General features: G+C 37.0%; 19 protein-coding genes. 12 read left to right on the top strand and 7 right to left on the bottom strand.

Annotation, left to right across the window (positions count from 1 at the left end):
- The first annotated feature begins 41 nt into the window (after positions 1-41).
- From ACVBDY_RS16755 to ACVBDY_RS16735, 5 genes are all read left to right on the top strand, one after another.
- A complete protein-coding gene (locus ACVBDY_RS16755; RefSeq protein WP_447174516.1) occupies positions 42-1898 on the top strand; it encodes a T9SS type A sorting domain-containing protein in 1857 nt (618 codons plus the stop codon).
- 380 nt (positions 1899-2278) lie between these two features.
- Positions 2279-4000, top strand: coding sequence for a helix-turn-helix domain-containing protein (locus ACVBDY_RS16750; RefSeq protein WP_447176612.1), 1722 nt, complete (start codon positions 2279-2281; stop codon positions 3998-4000).
- A gap of 378 nt (positions 4001-4378) precedes the next feature.
- Positions 4379-4873 (top strand): serine hydrolase domain-containing protein, encoded by a 495-nt coding sequence (locus ACVBDY_RS16745; protein ID WP_447176611.1) that lies wholly within the window; start codon positions 4379-4381, stop codon positions 4871-4873.
- Positions 4874-4916: 43 nt separating this feature from the next.
- Positions 4917-5486 (top strand): hypothetical protein, encoded by a 570-nt coding sequence (locus ACVBDY_RS16740; RefSeq protein ID WP_447176610.1) that lies wholly within the window; start codon positions 4917-4919, stop codon positions 5484-5486.
- 40 nt (positions 5487-5526) lie between these two features.
- A complete protein-coding gene (locus ACVBDY_RS16735; protein ID WP_447176609.1) occupies positions 5527-6666 on the top strand; it encodes an alpha/beta fold hydrolase in 1140 nt (379 codons plus the stop codon).
- A gap of 548 nt (positions 6667-7214) precedes the next feature.
- Here ACVBDY_RS16735 and ACVBDY_RS16730 read toward each other — a convergent pair.
- The 3 genes from ACVBDY_RS16730 to ACVBDY_RS16720 form a co-directional block, all read right to left on the bottom strand.
- On the bottom strand, positions 7215-8777 hold the full coding sequence (locus tag ACVBDY_RS16730) for a Fic family protein (protein ID WP_447176608.1): 1563 nt from the start codon (positions 8775-8777) through the stop codon (positions 7215-7217).
- A 333-nt stretch (positions 8778-9110) separates the two neighbouring features.
- Complete coding sequence (locus ACVBDY_RS16725) at positions 9111-10148, bottom strand: methyltransferase (protein ID WP_447176607.1); 1038 nt, start codon at positions 10146-10148, stop codon at positions 9111-9113.
- 375 nt (positions 10149-10523) lie between these two features.
- Positions 10524-10790 (bottom strand): YHS domain-containing (seleno)protein, encoded by a 267-nt coding sequence (locus tag ACVBDY_RS16720; protein ID WP_447176606.1) that lies wholly within the window; start codon positions 10788-10790, stop codon positions 10524-10526.
- Positions 10791-11158: 368 nt separating this feature from the next.
- On the opposite strand from ACVBDY_RS16720, the gene ACVBDY_RS16715 reads away from it, so the two are divergent.
- The 3 genes from ACVBDY_RS16715 to ACVBDY_RS16705 all read left to right on the top strand — a co-directional run bounded on the left by ACVBDY_RS16715 (position 11159) and on the right by ACVBDY_RS16705 (position 14190).
- Positions 11159-11767 carry an outer membrane beta-barrel protein gene (locus tag ACVBDY_RS16715; protein WP_447176605.1) on the top strand — a complete coding sequence of 203 codons (609 nt, stop codon included), beginning with the start codon at positions 11159-11161 and terminating at the stop codon, positions 11765-11767.
- Positions 11768-11983: 216 nt separating this feature from the next.
- Complete coding sequence (locus tag ACVBDY_RS16710; protein ID WP_447176604.1) at positions 11984-13309, top strand: TlpA family protein disulfide reductase; 1326 nt, start codon at positions 11984-11986, stop codon at positions 13307-13309.
- A 356-nt stretch (positions 13310-13665) separates the two neighbouring features.
- Positions 13666-14190, top strand: a complete 525-nt coding sequence (locus ACVBDY_RS16705) for a hypothetical protein (protein ID WP_447176603.1) — start codon at positions 13666-13668, stop codon at positions 14188-14190.
- A 297-nt stretch (positions 14191-14487) separates the two neighbouring features.
- On the opposite strand, the gene ACVBDY_RS16700 is transcribed toward ACVBDY_RS16705, so the two are convergent.
- Together ACVBDY_RS16700 and ACVBDY_RS16695 are read right to left on the bottom strand one after the other, a co-directional pair.
- The gene (locus ACVBDY_RS16700) at positions 14488-15483 is read right to left on the bottom strand and encodes a glycosyl hydrolase family 18 protein (protein ID WP_447176602.1); all 996 of its coding nucleotides are present in this window, start codon (positions 15481-15483) and stop codon (positions 14488-14490) included.
- Positions 15484-15657: 174 nt separating this feature from the next.
- On the bottom strand, positions 15658-16665 hold the full coding sequence (locus ACVBDY_RS16695) for an EndoS/ChiA family endoglycosidase (RefSeq protein WP_447176601.1): 1008 nt from the start codon (positions 16663-16665) through the stop codon (positions 15658-15660).
- A 555-nt stretch (positions 16666-17220) separates the two neighbouring features.
- Here ACVBDY_RS16695 and ACVBDY_RS16690 point away from each other — a divergent pair.
- Positions 17221-17937 (top strand): hypothetical protein, encoded by a 717-nt coding sequence (locus tag ACVBDY_RS16690; RefSeq protein ID WP_447176600.1) that lies wholly within the window; start codon positions 17221-17223, stop codon positions 17935-17937.
- Between the two features lie 174 nt (positions 17938-18111).
- On the top strand, positions 18112-18606 hold the full coding sequence (locus ACVBDY_RS16685; protein WP_447176599.1) for a RidA family protein: 495 nt from the start codon (positions 18112-18114) through the stop codon (positions 18604-18606).
- Between the two features lie 75 nt (positions 18607-18681).
- Here ACVBDY_RS16685 and ACVBDY_RS16680 read toward each other — a convergent pair whose 3' ends face one another.
- The gene (locus tag ACVBDY_RS16680; protein WP_447176598.1) at positions 18682-19464 is read right to left on the bottom strand and encodes a CPBP family intramembrane glutamic endopeptidase; all 783 of its coding nucleotides are present in this window, start codon (positions 19462-19464) and stop codon (positions 18682-18684) included.
- A gap of 71 nt (positions 19465-19535) precedes the next feature.
- Positions 19536-19913 carry a winged helix-turn-helix transcriptional regulator gene (locus tag ACVBDY_RS16675; RefSeq protein ID WP_447176597.1) on the bottom strand — a complete coding sequence of 126 codons (378 nt, stop codon included), beginning with the start codon at positions 19911-19913 and terminating at the stop codon, positions 19536-19538.
- A gap of 156 nt (positions 19914-20069) precedes the next feature.
- Between ACVBDY_RS16675 and ACVBDY_RS16670 the strand changes: the two genes are divergently transcribed.
- Together ACVBDY_RS16670 and ACVBDY_RS16665 are read left to right on the top strand one after the other, a co-directional pair.
- Positions 20070-20489: a DoxX family protein gene (locus tag ACVBDY_RS16670; protein WP_447176596.1), complete on the top strand. Its 420-nt coding sequence runs from the start codon at positions 20070-20072 to the stop codon at positions 20487-20489.
- Between the two features lie 457 nt (positions 20490-20946).
- The gene (locus ACVBDY_RS16665; protein ID WP_447176595.1) at positions 20947-21567 is read left to right on the top strand and encodes a hypothetical protein; all 621 of its coding nucleotides are present in this window, start codon (positions 20947-20949) and stop codon (positions 21565-21567) included.
- Positions 21568-21760: the final 193 nt, after the last annotated feature.

Raw genomic sequence — 21760 nt, 5'->3', positions numbered from 1 at the left:
ACCGGCTCTAAGAAATTTATACCAACAAAGCTAAAGGGGAAATGAAAAAACTTATACTAACTTCATTAACTAATATTTTTTGTACAGTATTACTGATAGCACAGGATCATATAGTAGTAGATAAAGAAGTTATACTAAACACAGCTACAAATAAATTTCATGGTATAGAATATTATAGAGGTAGTGAAGGAGGATTTGTAAATCCATATGAAAATGATTTTGTTAATTCAAATTTGAAAGATATTGGGGTTGATTTAGTACAGATTAAAGTTCATCTTAAGGACATTGCTCCTATTAATTCAAACACAAATCAAGTAGAATATAATTTTGAGGTTTTAGATAGAGATGTAGAATTATTAAATAGTAAAGGTTACACTGCTGCTATACAGATAATGCCTGACAGAGCCTGGTTTCCATTTCAGCAATATTATATAGATAATAAAGATAATGGTGACTTTGTTTACAGGCAAGACGAAAATGGTCAATTCGATTATGGTTGGTGGAATTATAACTATATGAATGGATTACACACTATGAGCACTTGGCGAAAAGTAATTTATAACATAGCAAATAGATATAAAGATAAAAACATTAGATTGATAATTTTTGATGAACCATGCGTGTATGATGATATAAACATAACAAATTGCACTAACGAAGAAGAATTTGCACTTACTTATGATAAAGCTGCCGAAGTATACATTAACGCAGCACAAGTGGTTAAAGGTTATGACAAACTGAGGCATATAAAAATTGGAGGGTTTGCTGGTCATAAGTTTCAAACATCTGTCTTAGCAAAAAGAATATTCGACAAAGACAATAACAGTTATGATAATCTTGATTTTATTGCAATGAATATTTTTTTGGGTAAAACAAATGACTATATACGAAATGGAAATAACGGTATTCTTAAAGAAGAAAAACGATTTGAAGTTTTGAATAGAACTATACAATTTGAAGAATTGGCGAGTTCTACCTTAGATCAAAATAATGGATTCGCTAAAGAGTTAATGGTAGATTCGTATAATGTTTTCGGTTCTAGCGGACTTACGTTTCCCGCAAACAGAGATCATTTTGGAGCAATACACCAAACTTTAGCACAACTACATGCTTTCCAAGGAGGTATTGATGTTCTTTTAAAATGGAATGTAATAGGAAATTCTGGGGTTTTTAGTAGCGGATTTGGAAACAATCCAATAAATGAAAAAAAACCAACTTATCATGCTTGGAGGTTTATACATGATATTTTAGAATTAAAAGAAAACAATTCAATTGTTGAATGCCGAACACAAGAAGATGCATTAACAGAAAATGTCGAACATTTTACAAACAATGCATACGAAAATCATGTGCAGACTAAGGATGCATTTAAAGTTCAACCCTTTGCAATATTAACACAAAATGGTGGAATTAATGTTGCACTAGTAAATAAGTATGGAAGTGGTCAATCTCGTTTTATAAAAATACCATCTAACATGAAATTTTATGAAACATATAAATTCATAAACGATGAGAATGACACGGATTATAACAATGCTTTTAATATCCATAATACCGGTTTAATAAACGATGAATATTCAATAAATGTTTATTGCCATCCTGAAAGTATAACAGTAATTAAATTTTATGCGGATATCCCTCAAAATATATCAAAAAATAATTCAGATACATTAATTGATCTTAATATAGATAATACACTATTACAGGTAACATCAAATAATTCTGTTTATAATGATGTATACATATACAATTTAAATGGTGTTCTTCTTAAAAATGAGAAGCTTAATAATAATTTTAACGAAATAAACATAAGTGAGCTCTCCGCTGGATTATACATAATTAAAATTATAACTGATGACAATACCACATTAACTAAGAAAATTCTTAAAAATAAATAGAACAAGACAGCACACCGTGTAGCCTTACCCAGATATATTTACCCGCTCTTCGAAGTGTTGCAAGCTCTGCGAACGTCTCCGACTTCGCAGCTTATTATGTAGCCTTCCCTAAAAATGTAGGCTTACCCAATTTAAGACAGTTCAAAATTCAATAAATCTTCATTAATATCATTAGATTGAGGGAAGAAAACATACCATACAAACAGTAGTGGTTTGAATTCTTGAATTGTGATCTGTATTTTCGGGAATTCAGGGTATAATAAAACTTCGTTATTATTTATGTAAAGGATTTGACAAAACGATTTAAAAATTAAGTACTACTTTTACTACCCCAAATAGAAGATTTCGGCAGAAAATTCTTCCAGAATTTCTTAATTGTCATGAACAGATTTAAACTATACTTTTTTATCATTGGGTATTTCTTCATATCTCTCCTTTATGGTCAAGAAGATGGAAAAAGGCTGCTTTTTGACTCATTATCCACATCTACCTATGGCCAATTGGAGAATAAATTCAATTTTTTCCGGCATGACACGATCAGGTCCAGAGCCTACGCTATGGAATACCTGAAAAGAGCAAGAAATGATAATGACACTCTAAAACTCGCAGATGCTTATACTTTGTTCTCTAAGATTTACAGTCCGGCTGTCTCGGAAAAATACGCAGACAGTATCATTGCCCTCACTAAAGACCTTGATGATTTCACCTATCCGGCAAAAGGCTTCATCACGAAAGCTTACGCCCTCCGGCTTATAGGAAAATATAAAGAGGCACTGGACCTGTATCTACAGGCCAACCAGTATGCTTTAAAAAATAACAATACAACCCAACAACTTTACATAAAATATCAGATTGGAATATTAAAAAATGATATTGGTGAACACGAAGATGCATTACCCGCCTTTAAAGACTACATAGGAGAAATCAAAAAGATGTATGAAAAAGACGGGGAAAAACATGTTTATACCTATACCCGGGCATTATATGGCCTTGGTGATTCCTATAATAGAAATGGGCTATATGATTCAGCCATAGCCATCAATCGAATCGGTATGAATATCTCTTTGGAGGACAAAAACGCATTGAACCCCGCATATTTCAGAATGTCCAATGGCATAACCGAGTATTTTAAACAAAATTATACTGAAAGTATTGAAGAGTCCATAAAAGCCGCGGAAGGGATGAAAGAAGTGGGAGATTCGGGAAATCTGATCATATGTTATATGTGTATCGGAAAATCCTATATAGAACAGGGACAATATGACCAGGTGACACCGTATTATGAAAAAATCGATTCCATTGTACAAGCCACAGCAGACATCTTTCCGGATCTAAGGGAGGTGTACGAGTTTTTGATCGATTATAACAAAGCGAACGACAATACAGAAAAACAATTGGAATATGTGGAAAGCCTGATTCATATCGATAGTGTTATATTAAATAATTATAAGCATTTGTCCAAAAATATCAGTAAGAAGTATGACACCCCAAGACTACTATCTGAAAAGGACGAACTGATTGGTAAATTGGAAAAGGGAAATAACACTTTTAGAATAAGCGTCATTATACTAACGACCATTGTTCTAGCCGTTGGCTTGTTAAGTTATAATTTTTACAGGAAACAGCGTCTTTATCGCAGAAAATTTGAAAAGCTGGTAAATGGATCATCTGTCCCTGACAACAAATCTAAAAAGATTGCCACCAATGATCTTGAAGAACTTAATATCTCGGAAGAAGTCTTAGCCAAAATTGTTAAAAAGCTGGAAAAGTTTGTAGAGAAAAAACAATTTTTGCGTCATGATATTACCCTGAATTCTCTGGCAAAATCCTTGAATACAAATACCAAGTACCTGTCAATGATCGTTAAATTCTATGAACAGAAAAATTTTATTACCTATATAAACGACCTCAGAATAAACTACGCCATTGAAAAACTGAAGAACAATCCCTCTTTCAGAAAATATTCCATCAAGGCCATTGGGCAGGAAATAGGCTATAATAATTCACAGTCATTTTCCCGGGCGTTTCAAAAGAAAACGGGTATTTTTCCTTCCTATTTTATCCGGGAACTGGAAAAAAGCCAGAAACATAATAAACACTAATATACCAAGTAATTACACCTTATTATACCATACTGGCTATCCCCGCTCTCCGAAGTGTCATATCATATGCTATACGAATGTCTTTGACTTCGCAGCCTATAGTTAAGGGCATAAAAGCTAATATGGGCCACTCAAAGCCGTGGTTGGGGAGTTGTATATAAAATCATAACCTCCATTATATTATTGATATTTTCATATATTTATAGACGTATTGCTAACTTTTTTAATAAAGCAGCAATACACTTCCCCCTACTTTTGCCCGGAATGAGATTTTTTGTTTTGGATGGTTTTTCTTGTTGGTTTTTGAAAAAATGTTTGGACTACGGTAATCCATAAAATAATTTATGGATAGTACTATACTTTTATCCCACGAATCTAATGATGTTAATAACAGCTAAAAAAGTGTTGTTATCCCATAAAAATTATTCGAATTTAGTCAAAGGGTATGAAGAAAACGAAACAGGAAAGTTGCGGATTGCCGAAGGTAGCCCTGTAAAATATATAGCAGCAGGAGGATTTATATCCAATGCGGGGGATTTACTAAAATGGAATACACTACTGCATTCGGAAAGATTAGTAAAAATGAGCACTCTAGATTTAATGAGAACACCATATGCGACGAGAATCCATCCCATATTTGATAAAATAGCATATGGCTACGGATTACTCTTTAAAGACGGGGAACAAAGTGTTCAAATAGGAGCATTTGGCTATGTACCAGGCTTCCCTACTGCCAACTATTTCTATCCTCAATCCGGAATTAATTTAATTATTTTGGAAAACATAGGCGTAAACCTGGATGATTTTAAAGTAACTTTCAAAACGCATACGGATTTAATGGATTTAATAAAAAACGAACGGCCTGTGGAGTAGATGGCTCCCGCCGTTGTAGCACATGATGCAAAACGAAATACAAATGAACAAAATTATAGTTCTAACATTGTTATTGACAGTAGGGCTTATATCCTGCAAAAATTCTGGAAAAGAAACTGACAAACTTGATATTGCAAAACAATACTACAAGGTTCTTGACAATTCTGATGATGCTGGAATAACATCTTTATTGACCGATAGTCTTTTGACTAAAGAAAGCGAATATGACTATGAGCAGACATTTTCCCTAAAAGAATACATTGAATGGTTGAAATGGGATTCGGTATTTGACCCGACATACGAAATCCTTGAAATTGAGCAGGAAAACGAAATTGTCAAAGCAAAGATTTCAAAAATTGACAAAAGAATCTTGTTTCTTCACGAAGAACCGATTGTCTCTAATCAAGTGATCCGATTTGATAAAAATAAAATAATCAGCGTTGAAACAACTTACGTGATATTTAATGACACGACATTTCTTAAAAACAGGGATGGATTTTTAAACTGGATTGACGAAAATCATCCTGATTTGAACGGATTCATACACGACCAAACCGAGGCCGGTGCTATAAAATACTTAAAAGCCATCGAATTATATAAAAACAGAAAATAATGTGCTACAACATTATGGAAAACCTTAAACTACAGAACAAATGAGACATTTTTATTTAACATTCTTAGTGATTTTTTCTTTATCGTTCTCTATGCATGCCCAAAGTCAAGATACGCTAGTAGACATTGGGGGGTATAAAATGTATTTTAATATCATGAAAGGAAAAGGAACTCCAATTCTTTTTGAAGCCGGCGGGGGTGCTGATAGTTCTGTTTGGAATAATATATTAGAAAAAATTCATAAGGTTACGGGTACCACATTAATTACTTATGACCGGTCTGGATTTGGACAAAGTGAATTAAATCCAAATTTGAAAAACGATTCGGATTTTGGAATAGAAAATGGTATTAAAGAACTGGAGACAGGTCTTTCAAAGTTGGGTTTCAACAATGAAGTTATTCTGGTTTCCCATTCGTACGGTGGATTGTATAATCTGTTATTCGCACGTAAACATCCTGAAAAAGTGCTCTCGGTCATTTTAATAGATGCTACGCTTAGTGATTTCTGGAATGAGGAATTACTGACAATGAGAGATATGAATATTGATATAAGTGCTATAAAAAAGCCTTCAGGTGATTTTTATTTGAATTCAAATTTCAATAAAACAATGCGCTATATGAGAAGTATGCAGTTCCCGGAAAATACCCCAATTACAAATATTTTTCCTGAAAACTCCTTTCCGGGTTTTCCAGTACTTTCAAACAGATGGAGAAAACTCCACAAAGAGCTTGGTGAACATAAGGATCATGTAAAAAATATTATTGCCAGGGGAAGTGGTCATACGGTATTTCAAGATAATCCTGCGTTAGTTATCAATGCAATAATTAAAGCGTACTCAGAAACGCTGGACGAAGGGCAACAAAATGCGCTGTTACACAAGGCTCTGGATAACGCCATGGAATTATCTATTGAAGCTAAGGTAAATAATCGTTCAGAACACGATTTGAATGAATTAGGTTATTCATTTTTGAGAAATGAAGAATTAGATAAGGCTTTAGAAGTTTTTAAATTAACTACAATTTTATTTCCAGATAGTTTTAATGCATATGATAGTTATGGTGAAGCCTTATTGATGGCAAACAAAAAAGAAGAAGCCATTAAAATGTATGAGAAATCAATTGAATTGAATCCAGAAAATGAAAATGGAAAAACAATATTACGGCAAATGAAACAAGAATAACTAGGTACAACAATATCCAACTGGTTCTCGTTTGAGCCCGGCAGAAACGAGGATTAACTGGCTCTACCTGGCGCTCGTTTGAGTGCAACGGAAGCAAGGGACTATCAAAAATGCATTTATAACACGCCTGTAATACGAAAAAATCGATAATGGAAATTAAATTACAAACCAAACGATTACGTATAAGGCCTGTTTCGGTATCAGATCTGGGTATCAAGTCCCTCTTTGAGGGGCAGCCAATACTATGTTCCGGAGCGTTAGCCCCCGCTGGTGCGCGATTGTATCCCCCCGCTACCGCCAGTTTGCAACTGGTGGCGGGCATGAGTAAGTAATGAGTCTTAGAACAAAAAGCTATGATTTAATAGTGTAGTTTTTGTATGTTTAGGACATGAGCAGAAACTACAAACCTGCCTGCCGGCAGGCAAGGTTTTATAACAAGACCGGTGCCTACTGTTTTATGCCGGGCCATGTACATTTTATATTTCGATCGGCCGACGAAGATCCTTCAGGTGTTTTGCGCGATTTCAAGAAATACACCTCAACCTGCCTTATTTTGCACCCGGCAAGGCAGCAACCGGTTTTCCCTGTAACCTGTCATTAACCAACCGACTGATAAAAGCTGTAAAAGGTTTGATATCCTGTTCCACGCTTGCCTTTTCCAATGCCCGCATATATTCGTCCCGGCTTTCCACCGGTATCACCGTCCACGGGTATCCTCCGGAAGCCAACATGACATTCATCAGAAAACGTCCCATACGTCCGTTGCCATCCATATAGGGATGGATAAACACAAATATAAAATGGCCCAATACGGTACGAACTGATGCTTCAGGTTCCTCTTCCAGGAGTTCGAATAATACGGGCATGGCATCCCGCATGGCATCTACATGCAACGGAACGTGTTTGGAATTGCCGATATACACCTGATGATTACGGTAGCCCGACAGGTCGGAAGCCTTCAGCAAGCCTGCGGTCACACTCGGGTCAAACAACTGCCTGTACCATTTGGAGTGGTCTTTATCGGCCTGTACAGCCGGGTTGGCCCCTTCCAATATAGCTTTAATGCTTTCCTTTACCGATTGAAAGGCCTGGTAATATCCCCTGGCGGCCATGGCATCACGTTGTTTGCGGTCTTCTTCGCTTTCTTTGGTGTTCCACTGGCCGGAACTCACTTTTGCAATCAACTCTGGTGTTACACGATAGCGTTCAATAGATAGCGAATGATAAGCATCCGTCAGGTAAATGTCATCCACATCTTTCATAAATGCTTCACGGTCGGCTTGTATCCCGGGAGCCTTGGGAAAATTCGAAATGACCTCTTCACGCATCTGTGTCCACATCAAACGGATGCGATTGGCGTATGGCGAGTGTTCCCTCGCGGGCAACTTCAGTTCCAGCCTGGTATCAAAAGGATCTTCTTCTCGGATATCATAATCTGCTTGCTTAAAAGTATCCATAATCTGATCGGCTATTTTATCCCTGCCCATATTCCGGAATGCTCCGGCCAATCTTCCGGCCAGTGTGGTATGGCCGTTTTCCAATAGTACGGGTAAGAGTTCTGATGCATCGCGTATCAGGGATAATACAGTCCGGGTATCTATGGCATTTCGGGTATATACCGAAGCACCGGCATAGATCAGGGAGGTTTGCAGGCTGTACATTCGCAGACCTTTTTCTATCACTATTTGTTCTACTGTCGGAATCCCGGTCTTGAGATTGAACAGGGACGTATTGTATGGCAATGGTGTTGGCTTATTGTTCCCGTCTTGTGACCGGACAAGTAATTGCTGTGGCACCGTCCAGTTCCCGGCATGGAGTAACAAGGACTGATCTGCCGAAAGGCACCAATGATCGCCATATTTACGCTGAAGGAAACGAGCGATAAACTCCCAATACGAACTAAACCATGCGGTAGTCTCACCGTCTATCTCATTGGGATCAGTAGCTATGTACCACCCTTTGGTCACTTCACGTATAAAACCGTTCTTCACCAATAATTGACGGTGTTTGGGATTGGGTATATCCTCGGTATGGATACCTACTGTCCCCCGATCCTGTAAGCCTTTCAGAAAGGAAAGAGCTTCTACAAATCGTTCTCTCGGTGTTGCCATGATATTATACTCTATAGTTATACTTTGCTGTTCTAACGGGCTATTCTTAGTTTTTCCTTGCGTGGAAATATTAGCAAACACAAATGTACTAAATTTAGCAAACACACACGTTTTGTTTTTAGTAAATATGATCGTGCTGAAATTAGCAAATAATAACGTCGGGGCTCCGCTACCCGCTCTTCGAAGTGTTGTAGGCTCTGCGAACGTCTCCGACTTCGCAGCTTATTACACACTAATGACAGGCCCACCAAGATTTTCCAACTGCGAAATCCAGCTGTAGGCTTACCCAATTTGTAGCCTTACCCTAACGGTAAAGCTCTGCAGGGAGCATGTCTACTTTATAGCAATTAATGCACTTGAAGGTCCGGTCAAAGGCATTACGGACGTTTGATTAAATCCACATTCTTTTGCCCAATTTTCAAAATCTGCTGCAGAAAAGTCAAATCCTTCAGTGGTCTCAATACTCATATTCAATGACATCATTAAGCCAAAAGCGTTTTTGCTTCTATTATCGTCAATAATATTCTCGATAACTAGCAACGCACCTCCTTTTGGTAGAGCATCATATGCCTTTTTTAAAAGCATTTTCTTGTCTTTCAATCCCCAGTCATGAAGTATGTTACCCATTGTAATTACATCTGCTCGTGGTAATTCATCTTTAAAAAAATCACCTGAACAAATCTCTATTTTATCAGTTAATCCTGAAGCTTCGACATTTTCCCTTGCAATTGGTTCAACCGGGGCAAGGTCAAATGAAATGCATTTCATGTGGCTATTGCTGTTGACAATATGTATTGAAAGATTAGCACCTGCACCTCCCACATCACAAAGAGTATTATATTTAGAAAAATCATAATCTTGAGCTAGCTTCATAAAGTGAAAAGATTGAAGTCGCGCCATACCGTGTATGAATTCCCTGAGTTTAGTTTCATTTGCGTAGATAGCCTCAAATACTGTCTTGCCCCCATTTTTCATCTCATTTTGCGGTTTACCTGTTTTTAAACACTCTTCTAAATTATTCCAAAAAAGATACAGTCTATTGTTTGACATTTCTAAAATACTTCCCATATAGCTTGGTTTATTTTTGTCTAAAAACATATCTGAGTCTTCTGAATTACTATATATGGCATTCTCCTTTAATCCAGAACGGTGCAAAAATCCTAATGCGACTAAAGTGTCAAGAAAATCGAATAGTGATCTTTTATGTAATCCCAATTTTTTTTGAATGGATTGCCCTGATAATGATCCATTGGCGAGGTGAGTAAACAACTCCATGTTGACAGCCGTAAGTAAAGTTTTTGAAGCCCAAAACCCCGTTCCGATTTGCATTATTTTAGAAGCGTCCACTTGATTGTTCTTAACAGTGCCCATAATATTGTTTTTTTAATTTATATTACTTAATTATTGCTTATGTTTTTGTGTCATAAAAAATGGAGAGCCTTTGTGCGGTTGTTATTTTTCGCGGGAAAATAAAAGATTGCCAAATCGGCTTTCATTATTATTTTATTACCCTATGATTCCCAGTCCTATCCTACCATAAGGTTTCGCACCCGAAATGGAAAACATATGCACAGATTCTGGCGCCGCACTAAATTTGAAATACCGTGTCTGCAACAGTAGTATGGCTGGTACAATAGGCAAAACCCAACTGAGAATTTTATTTTTCATGTGTTCTGTTTTCAATTAGCGAATAAACTTTTCCCAATTTTTATCTGCTTGCCTGTGTACATTCATTTCATCTTGATTCTAGATCGTTAAGGTATTCGAGAAAAAAGTGTGATAGAACAAATACAACCTGCCGTCAAGGATTTTAAGGATCTCGGGATCTACACTAACTTTTTCACCGGAATCGCCCATGGCACAGGCGCACCAACCTCTGTATTGAGGAGCATATTTTTCAGGATCGGTCTTAAAAAGATTTTGATCTAAATTTCTATTTTCGGTTTGTGCTTGTCCCCAAATGGTAACGGAAAACAAGAGCGGAACAAAAAACTGTGAAATAGACTTGATCATATTGATTTCTTTTAATGCTGTAAAACTACAGAGTTGAGCAATCAATAATTGTCAGCTACTTTACATTTTGAATAAAAAAGTTTAAATCTTAGTAATATCGGTTATGATAATTTCCTTTTAAGTGTAGATAAGAAGCCCCTGCTCTACGAAGTGTTGTAGCCTTGCCCAATCTAAGATACTACTCAATTGAATTAGTCAAGATTTAATCTGGCAGTTACGAGTAAAAAAGTAATTTTAAAACCAGATTAAATATCAACTCATACACATGGGGTGCGTGTGGTCGCTCTTCCAACACATTGTGTAATGGATTTAAGTTACTTTTTCGTTCTTTTGTCAAAATTTATTGTAGACTTTTAATGATACCATTTATGCAAAAAAACTACTATTCCCTTAAAAAGTTTCGTTTACTTCCTTCCTTAGGTAAAACCGTCAGCCTGGCTATTTTTACAGTATTGATTTCCAACGCGACTATTGCTCAAACTGCCAAAGGCCAATACATCCGGGCATCTGTAGGATATGGCATATCTGCTCCTTATGACGATGTAGATACGTACGGTTCCGGTTTTTATGCACAGGGAGAATACTTGTTTAACCTGAGGACATGGTTTAGCCTAAGGCCATATGCCGGGATTATATTCACCAAAACAAGGAAAGACGACAGTGCGCAACGAGAACCGGATGACAAGATAACTTCCAATGCATTTCTTATTGGCGGCAAGGCACGGATTACGGCGCCCATTCCGTGGGTGGCCCCGTATGTAGAGGGGGGTATAGGTGCCTCTTTGGGTTCCTTTGAAACCTATACCGCATATACCGACATAAAAAAGAGTGGCCTGCTGTGGCATATTCCTTTTTCCCTGGGCTTGCAATTAGGCCCTAAGCATAACTTTGATATCGGGTTTACATATTATTTTCATCCGTCTGCAGAACAGTTTGCCGGAGCCCTGGCCTTCGGATTGTCTTTTCCGGTAGATTAGCATACTCCAACTGGCCCTCGTTTGAGCACCGTGGAAAAAAGAGCCTATCGTAAAAAGCGTTTGTCACGCACTATAAAAACCATTGCTATTTAAAATAGGATCTCGTTTTAAACGAGGTTCAACTACAAGTTGCGGGAATTCCATTTGTTATGGGAGGCAAGTAGTGATTTGTGTATATTTGAGTATTACAGAGCATTTAGAAATATGCTACATGATATGAAACAATTAATTTATATAATTTTTATAATACTAATTGGATGTACGAATTCAAAAACTGATTTTACAGCTGATTTAAATTCTCAGGATGGATATGGAATATTTATGCCTGGGAATGTTATTTTATGGCCTAGTCAAGACACTCTAAATTATCGAAATGTTCCCGAAGATATCAACGAGTATGTTGTAAGAAGTCTACCCTTGCAGGCTGACCAATACTTTTGGAATAAATATTTAGCTAAAAAAATAGAGAAAGACCAGTTTGAGAAAATATCAAAACAATATAACATTGACACAACAAGATTAAGTAATGAGTACATTGATTGTGAAGTTTTAATTTTGATTGGGACACAACAAGGCAATAGGATAATAATCGTCGATTCAGATAACGATGGAGATTTTGGGGATGAGAAACTTTTTGAATATGAATATCCTTTAACTAATCAGGAACAAAAGGAAATACAAAACGCTCTACCACAGGTTTTAACTCAATATGAATATTTCGAGAACAACCAGGTAAAGACCAAGGAAATTAAAATAAAACCAAGCCCATATAAAGGTTCGCTCGGGTTAACATTTGATACTGAAAATCAAATTGAAAAAAAATATTATCTTTTTGCCAGTTTCCCTGAATTTAAAAAAGGAAACATCAATTTAAATGGACAAGACTTAGAAATTTTTGTGTCAAATGGTTTTTCAAGAATAAATTATCTTAAGGGTGAGACTTCATTATTTTTAGCTTCAAATACAGATGCATTGCCATCGGAATTAAAAGGTGATATTCCTTACCAAATTGGAGATGTATTTAATGTAAAAGGTCAGGATTATTTAATTGACTCTATTACAAATTGGGGTGATCAATTATTTATAAAATATATGGGGTTAAATTCCAAACCTACCGGAATTACTGAAGGATTCTACATCCCAAAATTTAAAGCAAAACGTCTTGATAGCTCTATTTTTGAATTAGAGCAATATCCAAACAATTATATTCTACTAGACTTCTGGGGAACATGGTGTAATCCTTGTATTAAGCTAATACCAGAATTAAAACAAATAAATTCCGAATTTTCTAAAGATAAAGTGGTATTGGTAAGTGTTGCTTTCGATAATGATCCTAAAAAGGTCTCAGATTTTATTAGCAAAGAAAACATGAATTGGGAGCATATTTTCATAAGTCAAAATAAACAAGACAGAAACTCATTAGTAGAAAAATTAAAAGTAACTAGTTTTCCAACAACAATATTAATTGCTCCGGACGGAAAAATAATTGCAAGAAATAAAACTTTGGATGAATTAAGAGAAATATTAAAAAACGCGTTGTAGCATCTTGTAAAAATAATTAATGAAAAATCTACTATTCGCAGTTTTATTCACAACAACACCTGGAAACAATACCCGTACTGCTTATTTTGAATAGGTATTAATTTTTAAAAAATTAAGTTATTTTAGTAAAGCAGTTGAAAAACAGGTACTTTTTTTAGCTGCGGAACGTTGGCAACAAGTTAAAAAATGAAATGAACTCGTTTAAACTTTTTTCATTGAAGCGAAAATGAGTCATTTTGGGGCCAATTGCAGTCTTTTTTGAGTTGCATAGCCTAGCTACGGAAGGAAAAAAAGACGAAAAGTGGACACAAAAGGGCCATTTTTTAGCCAATTGAAAAAGTTTAAACGAGTTCAATATGAAAAATAGAAACCTATCACTATTCACCTTATTAATATTACTTTTTACTATAAGTTGTAAAGAAAATGAGAAATCTAAAATGGATGAAAAAGGGTATCAGGAGGTCAATTTTGAAAAGGAAAAAAAAGCCATTTTAGAGCGATTGAATACGGAAACCAAAGATGCTTTTCAAAGGGATTACGAAGCCTGGACAAAAAATTGGGTGCACGACCCGACCATTTCGAAAGTATATATGAACTTTGCTGACAGTACTTTTTCGGAGTCCATCGGGTGGAAAGAAATAAGTCAATTTGTGAAAACATTCATCGAAGAACACCCCGAACCTGAACCCATTCCAAAATTGTTGGATAAAATTGATGTTAGACTTTACGGTAACGGCGCTTGGGTTACATATGAGCAACAAGATTCAATACGTGGACTGAAACGTGAAACCAGGCTCATGGAAAAAGTAAATGGACAATGGAAAATTGCAGGAATGCAAACTACCATTTACGGATTTGAAACAGACAAATCTAATAAATAATACCAGTTGCCAACGCCCCCCGCTGGTGCGCGTATCGCGTTCTCTCTCCTCTCTCGTTTATGCCTTACAATACCATCGTGCGGCAACAGGGGTTCATCATTAATTTGTATTGTTTGTTTCTTAAGATTATTCAGGGCCTTTCAAAGCGGGATATATGATGTTGTTTTATAGAGAGAAAGATCAGGTGCACCGTTTCCTGAAAAATGTAGCAGGCAATGAGGATACTAATCATCAAAACCGTGACCATTGCCCGCTACACAACACACATCATGACAGATAAACAATTACATCGACACCTTAATTTTCGTATCCACTGTTTTCCAGGCAATCCGGGGAGATTTCGATTTGTTGTCCGTAAAGGGCTTCAAATACATCGGCGAGATAATTTCCCTGGTTGGAGTTGTATTTCAATTCAAAGAACATAAGAATGCCTAGATGATTATCTTTTACATATTGAGCAGCATTAACAGCATTTCTTTTTGAAGTGCTGTAACTGGCATCCAAGTTCACCGCAATACCTTCTCCCAACTGAGATTTGGAAAATCCATTATCTAGGTAATCATTTATTTCACTTTCGGACACTCCCCAATAAGACATGGTCCATCCATAATCCAACAAATCCGAAAGTCCCTTTTCTTTATACTCAAAAGAAAGATCTTCGTGAGCTCCGCCCCCGTAAACACCCAGGGCCTTGGCTATAATTTTACCAGGCATCGCTTGCCGAATGGCATGACAAACCCATATTAATGACCTGTTATTACTCTGTGAAGGACATTTGGAGTATTCATCGTCAATCTCAATCCCGTCAAGCCCGTATTTTTCAACGACTTCTCTGACCCTTACCGCATAGGCCTCGGCATCATCATAGTTCTCAAAACAGGACCATCCTGCTTCATCATGGTTTCCCAGGATACTCAGCAATACTTTTGTTCCGGCTTCCTGGAGTTGTTTTACATGAGCAATATTATTTTCCAGGAGGTCGGTTACACCGGGATTCAGTCTTACTTCAGCTTTACCGTTAGCATCCATATTGATATTTCCTGCAAAAATAATAGCTATATCAAAGGCCGGGCTCCCGTCTTCCATGCGAATGCAATCCACATTGGTCAGCAGGCTGTTTTTTGTTTCAATGTATACTACACTCAGGGGTGATCGCGGTTGACTTTCGGTAACCATAGTACCGTTGCTATCTTCCGTTTCTTCATCCGCTCCGGGAAATCCGTATTCACTACAGCTGGTGGTACAACATATTAAAACCAATAGGTTTAATAATGATAGTTTGATTGTTTTCATGTACTTTATTTGTTTTTGGAATGCCCGCTAAGAATGATCATATCGGTTGGTATACCAGTTTTGCTTACGGGCATTCTATAGGTTAATATTTTATTAGTTTAATGGTAAACAAATAGCTTCTGTATTTTATCCGTACGCTGCCGGGTTCTATTTCCGATAATCCGAAAAATTCGTTTATGGCATGGTATTGTCCGAAGGTGGGTTCATTACCGAAATCAAAGCACGGGTCACCGGGTAATCGGTAGGAAGAATCTCGTCTTCTCCTTCAGGTACGCCATCGCGGTCTACCGCATAACTGAATACACCTCCTTTTTTTCCCGTATCGGGCTGCCATGTGGCATAGTCATAAGCCGTACTCTCCTCCAGGGGTATACTGACGTCTCCCCATCTCGCACCACGTTCTTCATAAAAAGAGAATCCGGCGAAAAATTTGCGGGTATCGAATCCCGGGATACGGGCTTGCAGGGTTTGTAAAGGAGTGGCTATTCCTGAAACCGACCTTCCATAGGCCTGTAAAAAGAAATAATCGATGTACTCATACACCCCTACGATGAGATCTATATTCTTACTGCCATGTTCCCCTCCCCAGGCACTGGGGCTATTAGAATCGAGAACCAACAGTTTACCGGTGCCCGATTTAGGACCCAATTCGGCAGACAATGCGTCGAAGACACCAATGGCTTTCTGAAGGTCGGTATCCGAGAGATTACCTTCCACATCTACATCCAGCCCGTCAAGGTCGTATTTCATAACCATGGCATAGATCTCATTGGCCTTTTTCTTATACCCTTCTTCCGTATTCTCATAAGTATCATCTACAAGTATTCCCTGGCCTATGGTCATAATTACTTTTGTTCCGCGTTCCCTGAGGTAAGGAATATAAGAGGAGGTCAGCGAATCCCAGAATGCACTTTCCGGCGGGGTATAGGCTGGAAAAACAATAGCAATATCCAGGCTATCCGGCAATTCATTCATCGAAGTCTGGTTACCCGGTTCGGTAGCCCGGTCTCTCCAGGTTCTGAAATATGCGGCCATCATCTGGTGATCGCTTTTTTTATAGGCCTTTAGCGCGGAAAAATTCTGCTGTTCTTCTATGATCTCTTCTTCTCCCGTCGTGGGAAAATTACAACTCACGAGGAGCCCGGTTAGCATGATTAATCCAAAAATCTGTTTTGTTTTCATAGTATAAATATTTATTAGGTTCGATATATGAGGTAGAAACTTATTGGTATTATAAATAGGATAACCCATATTTGTGGTTCATGAACAAGAACCCATTACATAAGCACACGGAGTAGTCATCTTTTCCGGGAAAAAGCTTTGTGAAATAAATGACACATTGGCTATTCTCATTCCCGGAAATGGAGTAATCCGGTCATAAAAAACATGTCATTTACAATAATTGAGGTAGATTACAGATATATCTGCTTTATTTGAACAATATTTTTATAAAATTCATAATAATACCGTTGAAAACAAAAATTTTTAGACAGATAACAATTATTAAAAGACAAACAACAAGTTTAAACCACAATACATTTAAACGTAAAAATGACATTTTAAAAACTAAAAACGTATACAATGCCGATCTAATAAAAATCGGCAATTACCTCAGCAAAAATTAACAAAGACATTAAAATGCCCCCCTGCTCAACAAAGTGTCGTATGCTATGCGAAAGTCTTTGACTTCGCCAGGCTAGGAATTGTGTATATTTATATATTGTGAGCAAGCAAAAAATGAGAAAAAGTCTGATAATACTGATTTTGGCAATTACAGGGCTTTGTTCCTGTAGGCAAAAAAGTAATTCAGGAACAGACAAGGTTGCTATTGAATCAGAGATGGTAGACGCAACAAAAAATAACAACAGCCAACTATCACTAATCCACGATTTAGAAAGATATATTTATACAGACACTACATATGTGTCTTCTAACGGAAAAGGGATAACCGTACAAAACAGCCTTCCAAAAGGCGGAGGCATTGCACCTGATGGAACGCAATATTTTGATTCGTCGGGAAAAAGACGCGCATTTACCGCGTTTTGGACCCGGATAATCAATGAAACGACTACTCCATTAGAACTTAATATTAATTTTCCCGCTGATTCATTTGCAATTTCCGCTCCATCTGACTTATACGTGAAATTGCTTTTACCAACTCATACAATGGCATTTGATAAACTTTCAATGTATAACTATGGTCTAACCGGATTAAAATCCTATTTAGATGCTAATTTTAATAAGGCTACCCTGTTACAAAAAACGATTAAGCCCAATGAGGAACATATGTTCTATATAGTAGCGCTTTCTTATCCGGAAGGACGAGCCCAAAGAGCAGCAATTATCTTGAAAGAACAAGAACTTTACTATAGAATTAACATCGCAGATCATGGTTCTGTAGAAATTCCTTGCGGGAAGATTGCCTTTAAGCATCCCCCAAGAAAAGGACAGTAAGTTCTGAAAAAGAAGCTTAAATTTACTGATATGACATGAAGAGAACCAAACTGGTCCGCGTTTGAGCCCGGCAGAAACGAGGGCCTATTGTAAAAAAGCGTTTGTAACGTACCCTAAAAAGACATTACAAATATCAGGTACGAACAAAATAATATTGACCTAAACAATTTCCCTATGAATAAAATGGTAGCACTCTTTTGCTTTATTTCCTTTCTATTTGTCAACACTGGTTGCAAGAACGATACCGGCTCAAAAAAACAAATAGAGAAAACCGAATATGAAAAGACATTAATAGTTAAAGAAAAATGGCATTGGGGTAATGACAAAAAGCAAAATGAAAGTGCAGGATATGCACAAGTTGTTAAAGTAGGCAATACAATCTATATTTCTGGTGTCCCCACAGATGATTTAAGTCCCAATGGTATAGCTAGAGTGTACAAAACATTAGAAGAATGTTTGAATGCTTTTGGAGCATCCTCGAAAAATGTAGTGAAAGAAACACTTTATACTACAGACATCGAAACAATGAAAAAATACAACAATACGAGAAAAGAATTTTATCAAGGGGACTTTCCAGCAGCTAGTTGGGTACAGGTAAGTAGATTGTATGAATCCAATGCCAAATTAGAAGTGGATTTAATTGCACAAATCGCAGAGGGTGATGAATAAACCCGTTCTCCGAAGTGTTGTAAGCTTTGAATGTCTCTGACCTCACAGTCTATGATGGGAACAGATGGTTTAGCTTTACCTGATTAGGGGAAGGCTACAATCACATTTTTTAAATTTCGAAATTGAAATAAAAACCATAAAGACGCCAAGGATGAAGATGAATAAAAGCATATTAAAGTTCATCGTGTTCATAAAAAAGGGATCGTTACTTTGTAATTTAAAGAGATCTTGAAAGATCGTTAAATTAAATAGATTATAAAGCGCATGTAGTATAATTACTAAATATAGATATCTGCTTTTTAAATAAATGTATCCCAAAAATAACCCTCCAAGAAAAGCCGGAAGAAGGCCAGAATCTGTTCCTGTATGCGATAAGCCGAATAATACAGCCGAAACCATTAGTGCCTTACTAAAACCATAGGCTTCAAAAAGGCTTTTTGCCAGAAGTTTTCGAAAAAACAATTCTTCCAGATACGGTAAAATTATCAGTATTGAAATAATAGAGATTACATCTAAATCGGTATCCGGAGAAGTGTACTCTTCTCTCCCCGGAAATAATCTCCAAAAAGAAATTACTACGGAATTATTAATCAAAAATAATCCGGCTATACCAATAATTCCATAAAAAATTAATTTTGAATTTGGTAACCACTTTACAATAAAAAATTGCCTTGATAATCTATTTGAACTCCAATAAGACCCCAGGTAAATAAGAAAAGTATAGCTAAATATTGTAACTATAACTTGTAAATAAACCGGAACGCCATACGAAACAAATATTTTGTTAGCCAAAAAGTTTAACAATATCAATACTAAACTCAGCAATATTGCTTTGTAAAACCAATTATGTATTTTCATTTCAACGAATAGCGTTTATGATATTTATTTTTCAATACCTGCTTTACTGAAATTACTGGTTTTTATAACGGTTATCCCGCATTCTTAGTCTCGGTCTTTACCCCTCCTATAATTTGTTTGCGGTGAAGATATCCCCATGCCTTGAGTGCATCGACTACCGGATGAAGAGATTTTGTATGTGGCGTAGCACTGTACTCCACAATGGGAGGAAATGCGTCAATAACTTTACGTCTTACGAGTTCGTTCACTTCAAGCTCTTTAAGTTCTTTTGACAACATTCTGTCACTAATCCCATCCACCTCTTTGGCTATTTCCTTAAATCTTTTTGTTCCATTTAAAATGGCAATCAAAATCTGTAATTTCCATTTTCCATTCAACACTTCCAATGCATCCCGGACAGCCAATAGATCTTTGTTATCACATTTGTTGTTATCCCCTCTTCTATTCATTACTTACCTTTTGTATAGTGCTTACTAAAAGTATAGTACTAATTATTAATAATCAAATATACTTAATATTGCATGAGCACTAGTCACTTATGTACCCGAAAAACATGTTTATCATATTTTAATTATCAGATCAGTAAAACCAAAAAAACAGGAACAATGCAGAAAAAGAACAGTTCGGGCCTTTTGAAATGGTCGTATTATATAGCTACCCTATTGTTTACCTTGATCATAGTGTTCTCCGTAGGGAATTATTTGTTTAACAACGATTTTATCCGGGAAGGTTTTATTAAAATGGGTTACCCTACATATATTATTTACCCTTTGGCAGCAATTAAAATTCTCGGGCTCGTTGTCATATGGAGCAGAAAGCACAATCTACTTTATGGCCTGGCATACGCAGGTTTTTTTTATAACTGTATCCTGGCTGCTTTTGCTCACCTTATGATTAGCGATAACGGACAATGGTTTGCGGTTGTTGCTTTAATATTAATTGTGATATCATATTTTATGTCAAAGCAATTGCCGATCAATACGTCTAATAAAGGAGCATTAAGCGAAAAGAGAGATAGAGTTTGAGCCGGGGTTTCGGCACATCTCAAACAATGTTCGAGATATTCAGCCCCCGCTCTCCGAAGTGTTGTATACGCTGCGAATGTCTCTGACTTCGCAGCCCATTGCACATCCATGGCAGGCCAATGCATTCGCTCCTACTTCGGCAAGTGCTCAGCACTGGTCTCTGGAGAGCTTGCAAAATGATGTTTCATAACGTTGAACCACATTTTTGTAATGTGTTTAAACCTTTTCATTGACCAGGTTTTTGCAATAATAAACGAGTAAGACTTGTGAGAAATCGGGATACATCTCAGAGAGGTGTTTTCATTTTTTCTTTTTATTGAGGGTTTGGGCTGCAAAATTTCAAACTCGCAGCGCGGATTTTATCCGTTTTCTCTTCTGATCTTCATTTGAGTTCAGCAGGAATAAAGGCTTATCGTAAAAAGCGTATATTTAAACCTGTAAAATCACAACCTGGCCTATGAAAAAAATTACTCTTTTATTTTTGCTCTTATTTGCTTTGGAGGGATTTGCCCAGGACAACACCTTAGTTACCAATTCCCCCTTTCCTTACCCTGCCGGGTTTTATGAAAGTTATGAAGATTTTCAGCAAAGAACTCCTACCAAACCGGTTATTTTCGAAGCAAGCCAACTGAAAAATATACTTTCTACCGGCTTCCAGCTTATAGAGAGCAATGGCAAACGGATAAAAAAAGCTTTTGCCGTTTCGGACGGTGAAAAGCTATATGTACGTGTATCGCACATGAAAAAGCATTTTGCAGATAAAAACAAAGGAAACCCCATAGATGTGCGCCGCGATTATTCCCCGGCCTACCTGGTCAATGACCAGTATGCCTATTTCGAAAATTATTTTTACAGTACCGGAACCGCCATATTAGGTGCCGGGGCCATGCATCTCCGGGGAGTGCTCTACAAGAAATCAACCGGCGATTTTACCGTTTTTAAATACGGCGACGATGTAAAGCTCTTTTTGGAAAATAACTACCCGGAAATGGTGGGGGATTTCGATTTTTCTGAGAAAAAAATAAATGTGACCATCGTTCGACGTGTTATGGAGGCCATTTTTGATAAAAGTAAATAAAGTAATACGTTTTGTCTGCTATATACTTTTAAGGTGAGCATTGCGGCAACGAAGGGCTATCCCCCCGCTGGTGCGCGTATCGCGTTCTCTCTCCTCTCACCAGTTCCCGCTACCGCACGATGGCATCGCGCGGTATCTTTAATTTCCCGAGCTTTACTCATGCCCTATTTTTCCAGAAATGAAAAATCTGTAC

Source organism: Sinomicrobium halophytocola, from assembly GCF_052983395.1.
This window is presented reverse-complemented; position numbering and strand designations above follow the sequence as displayed.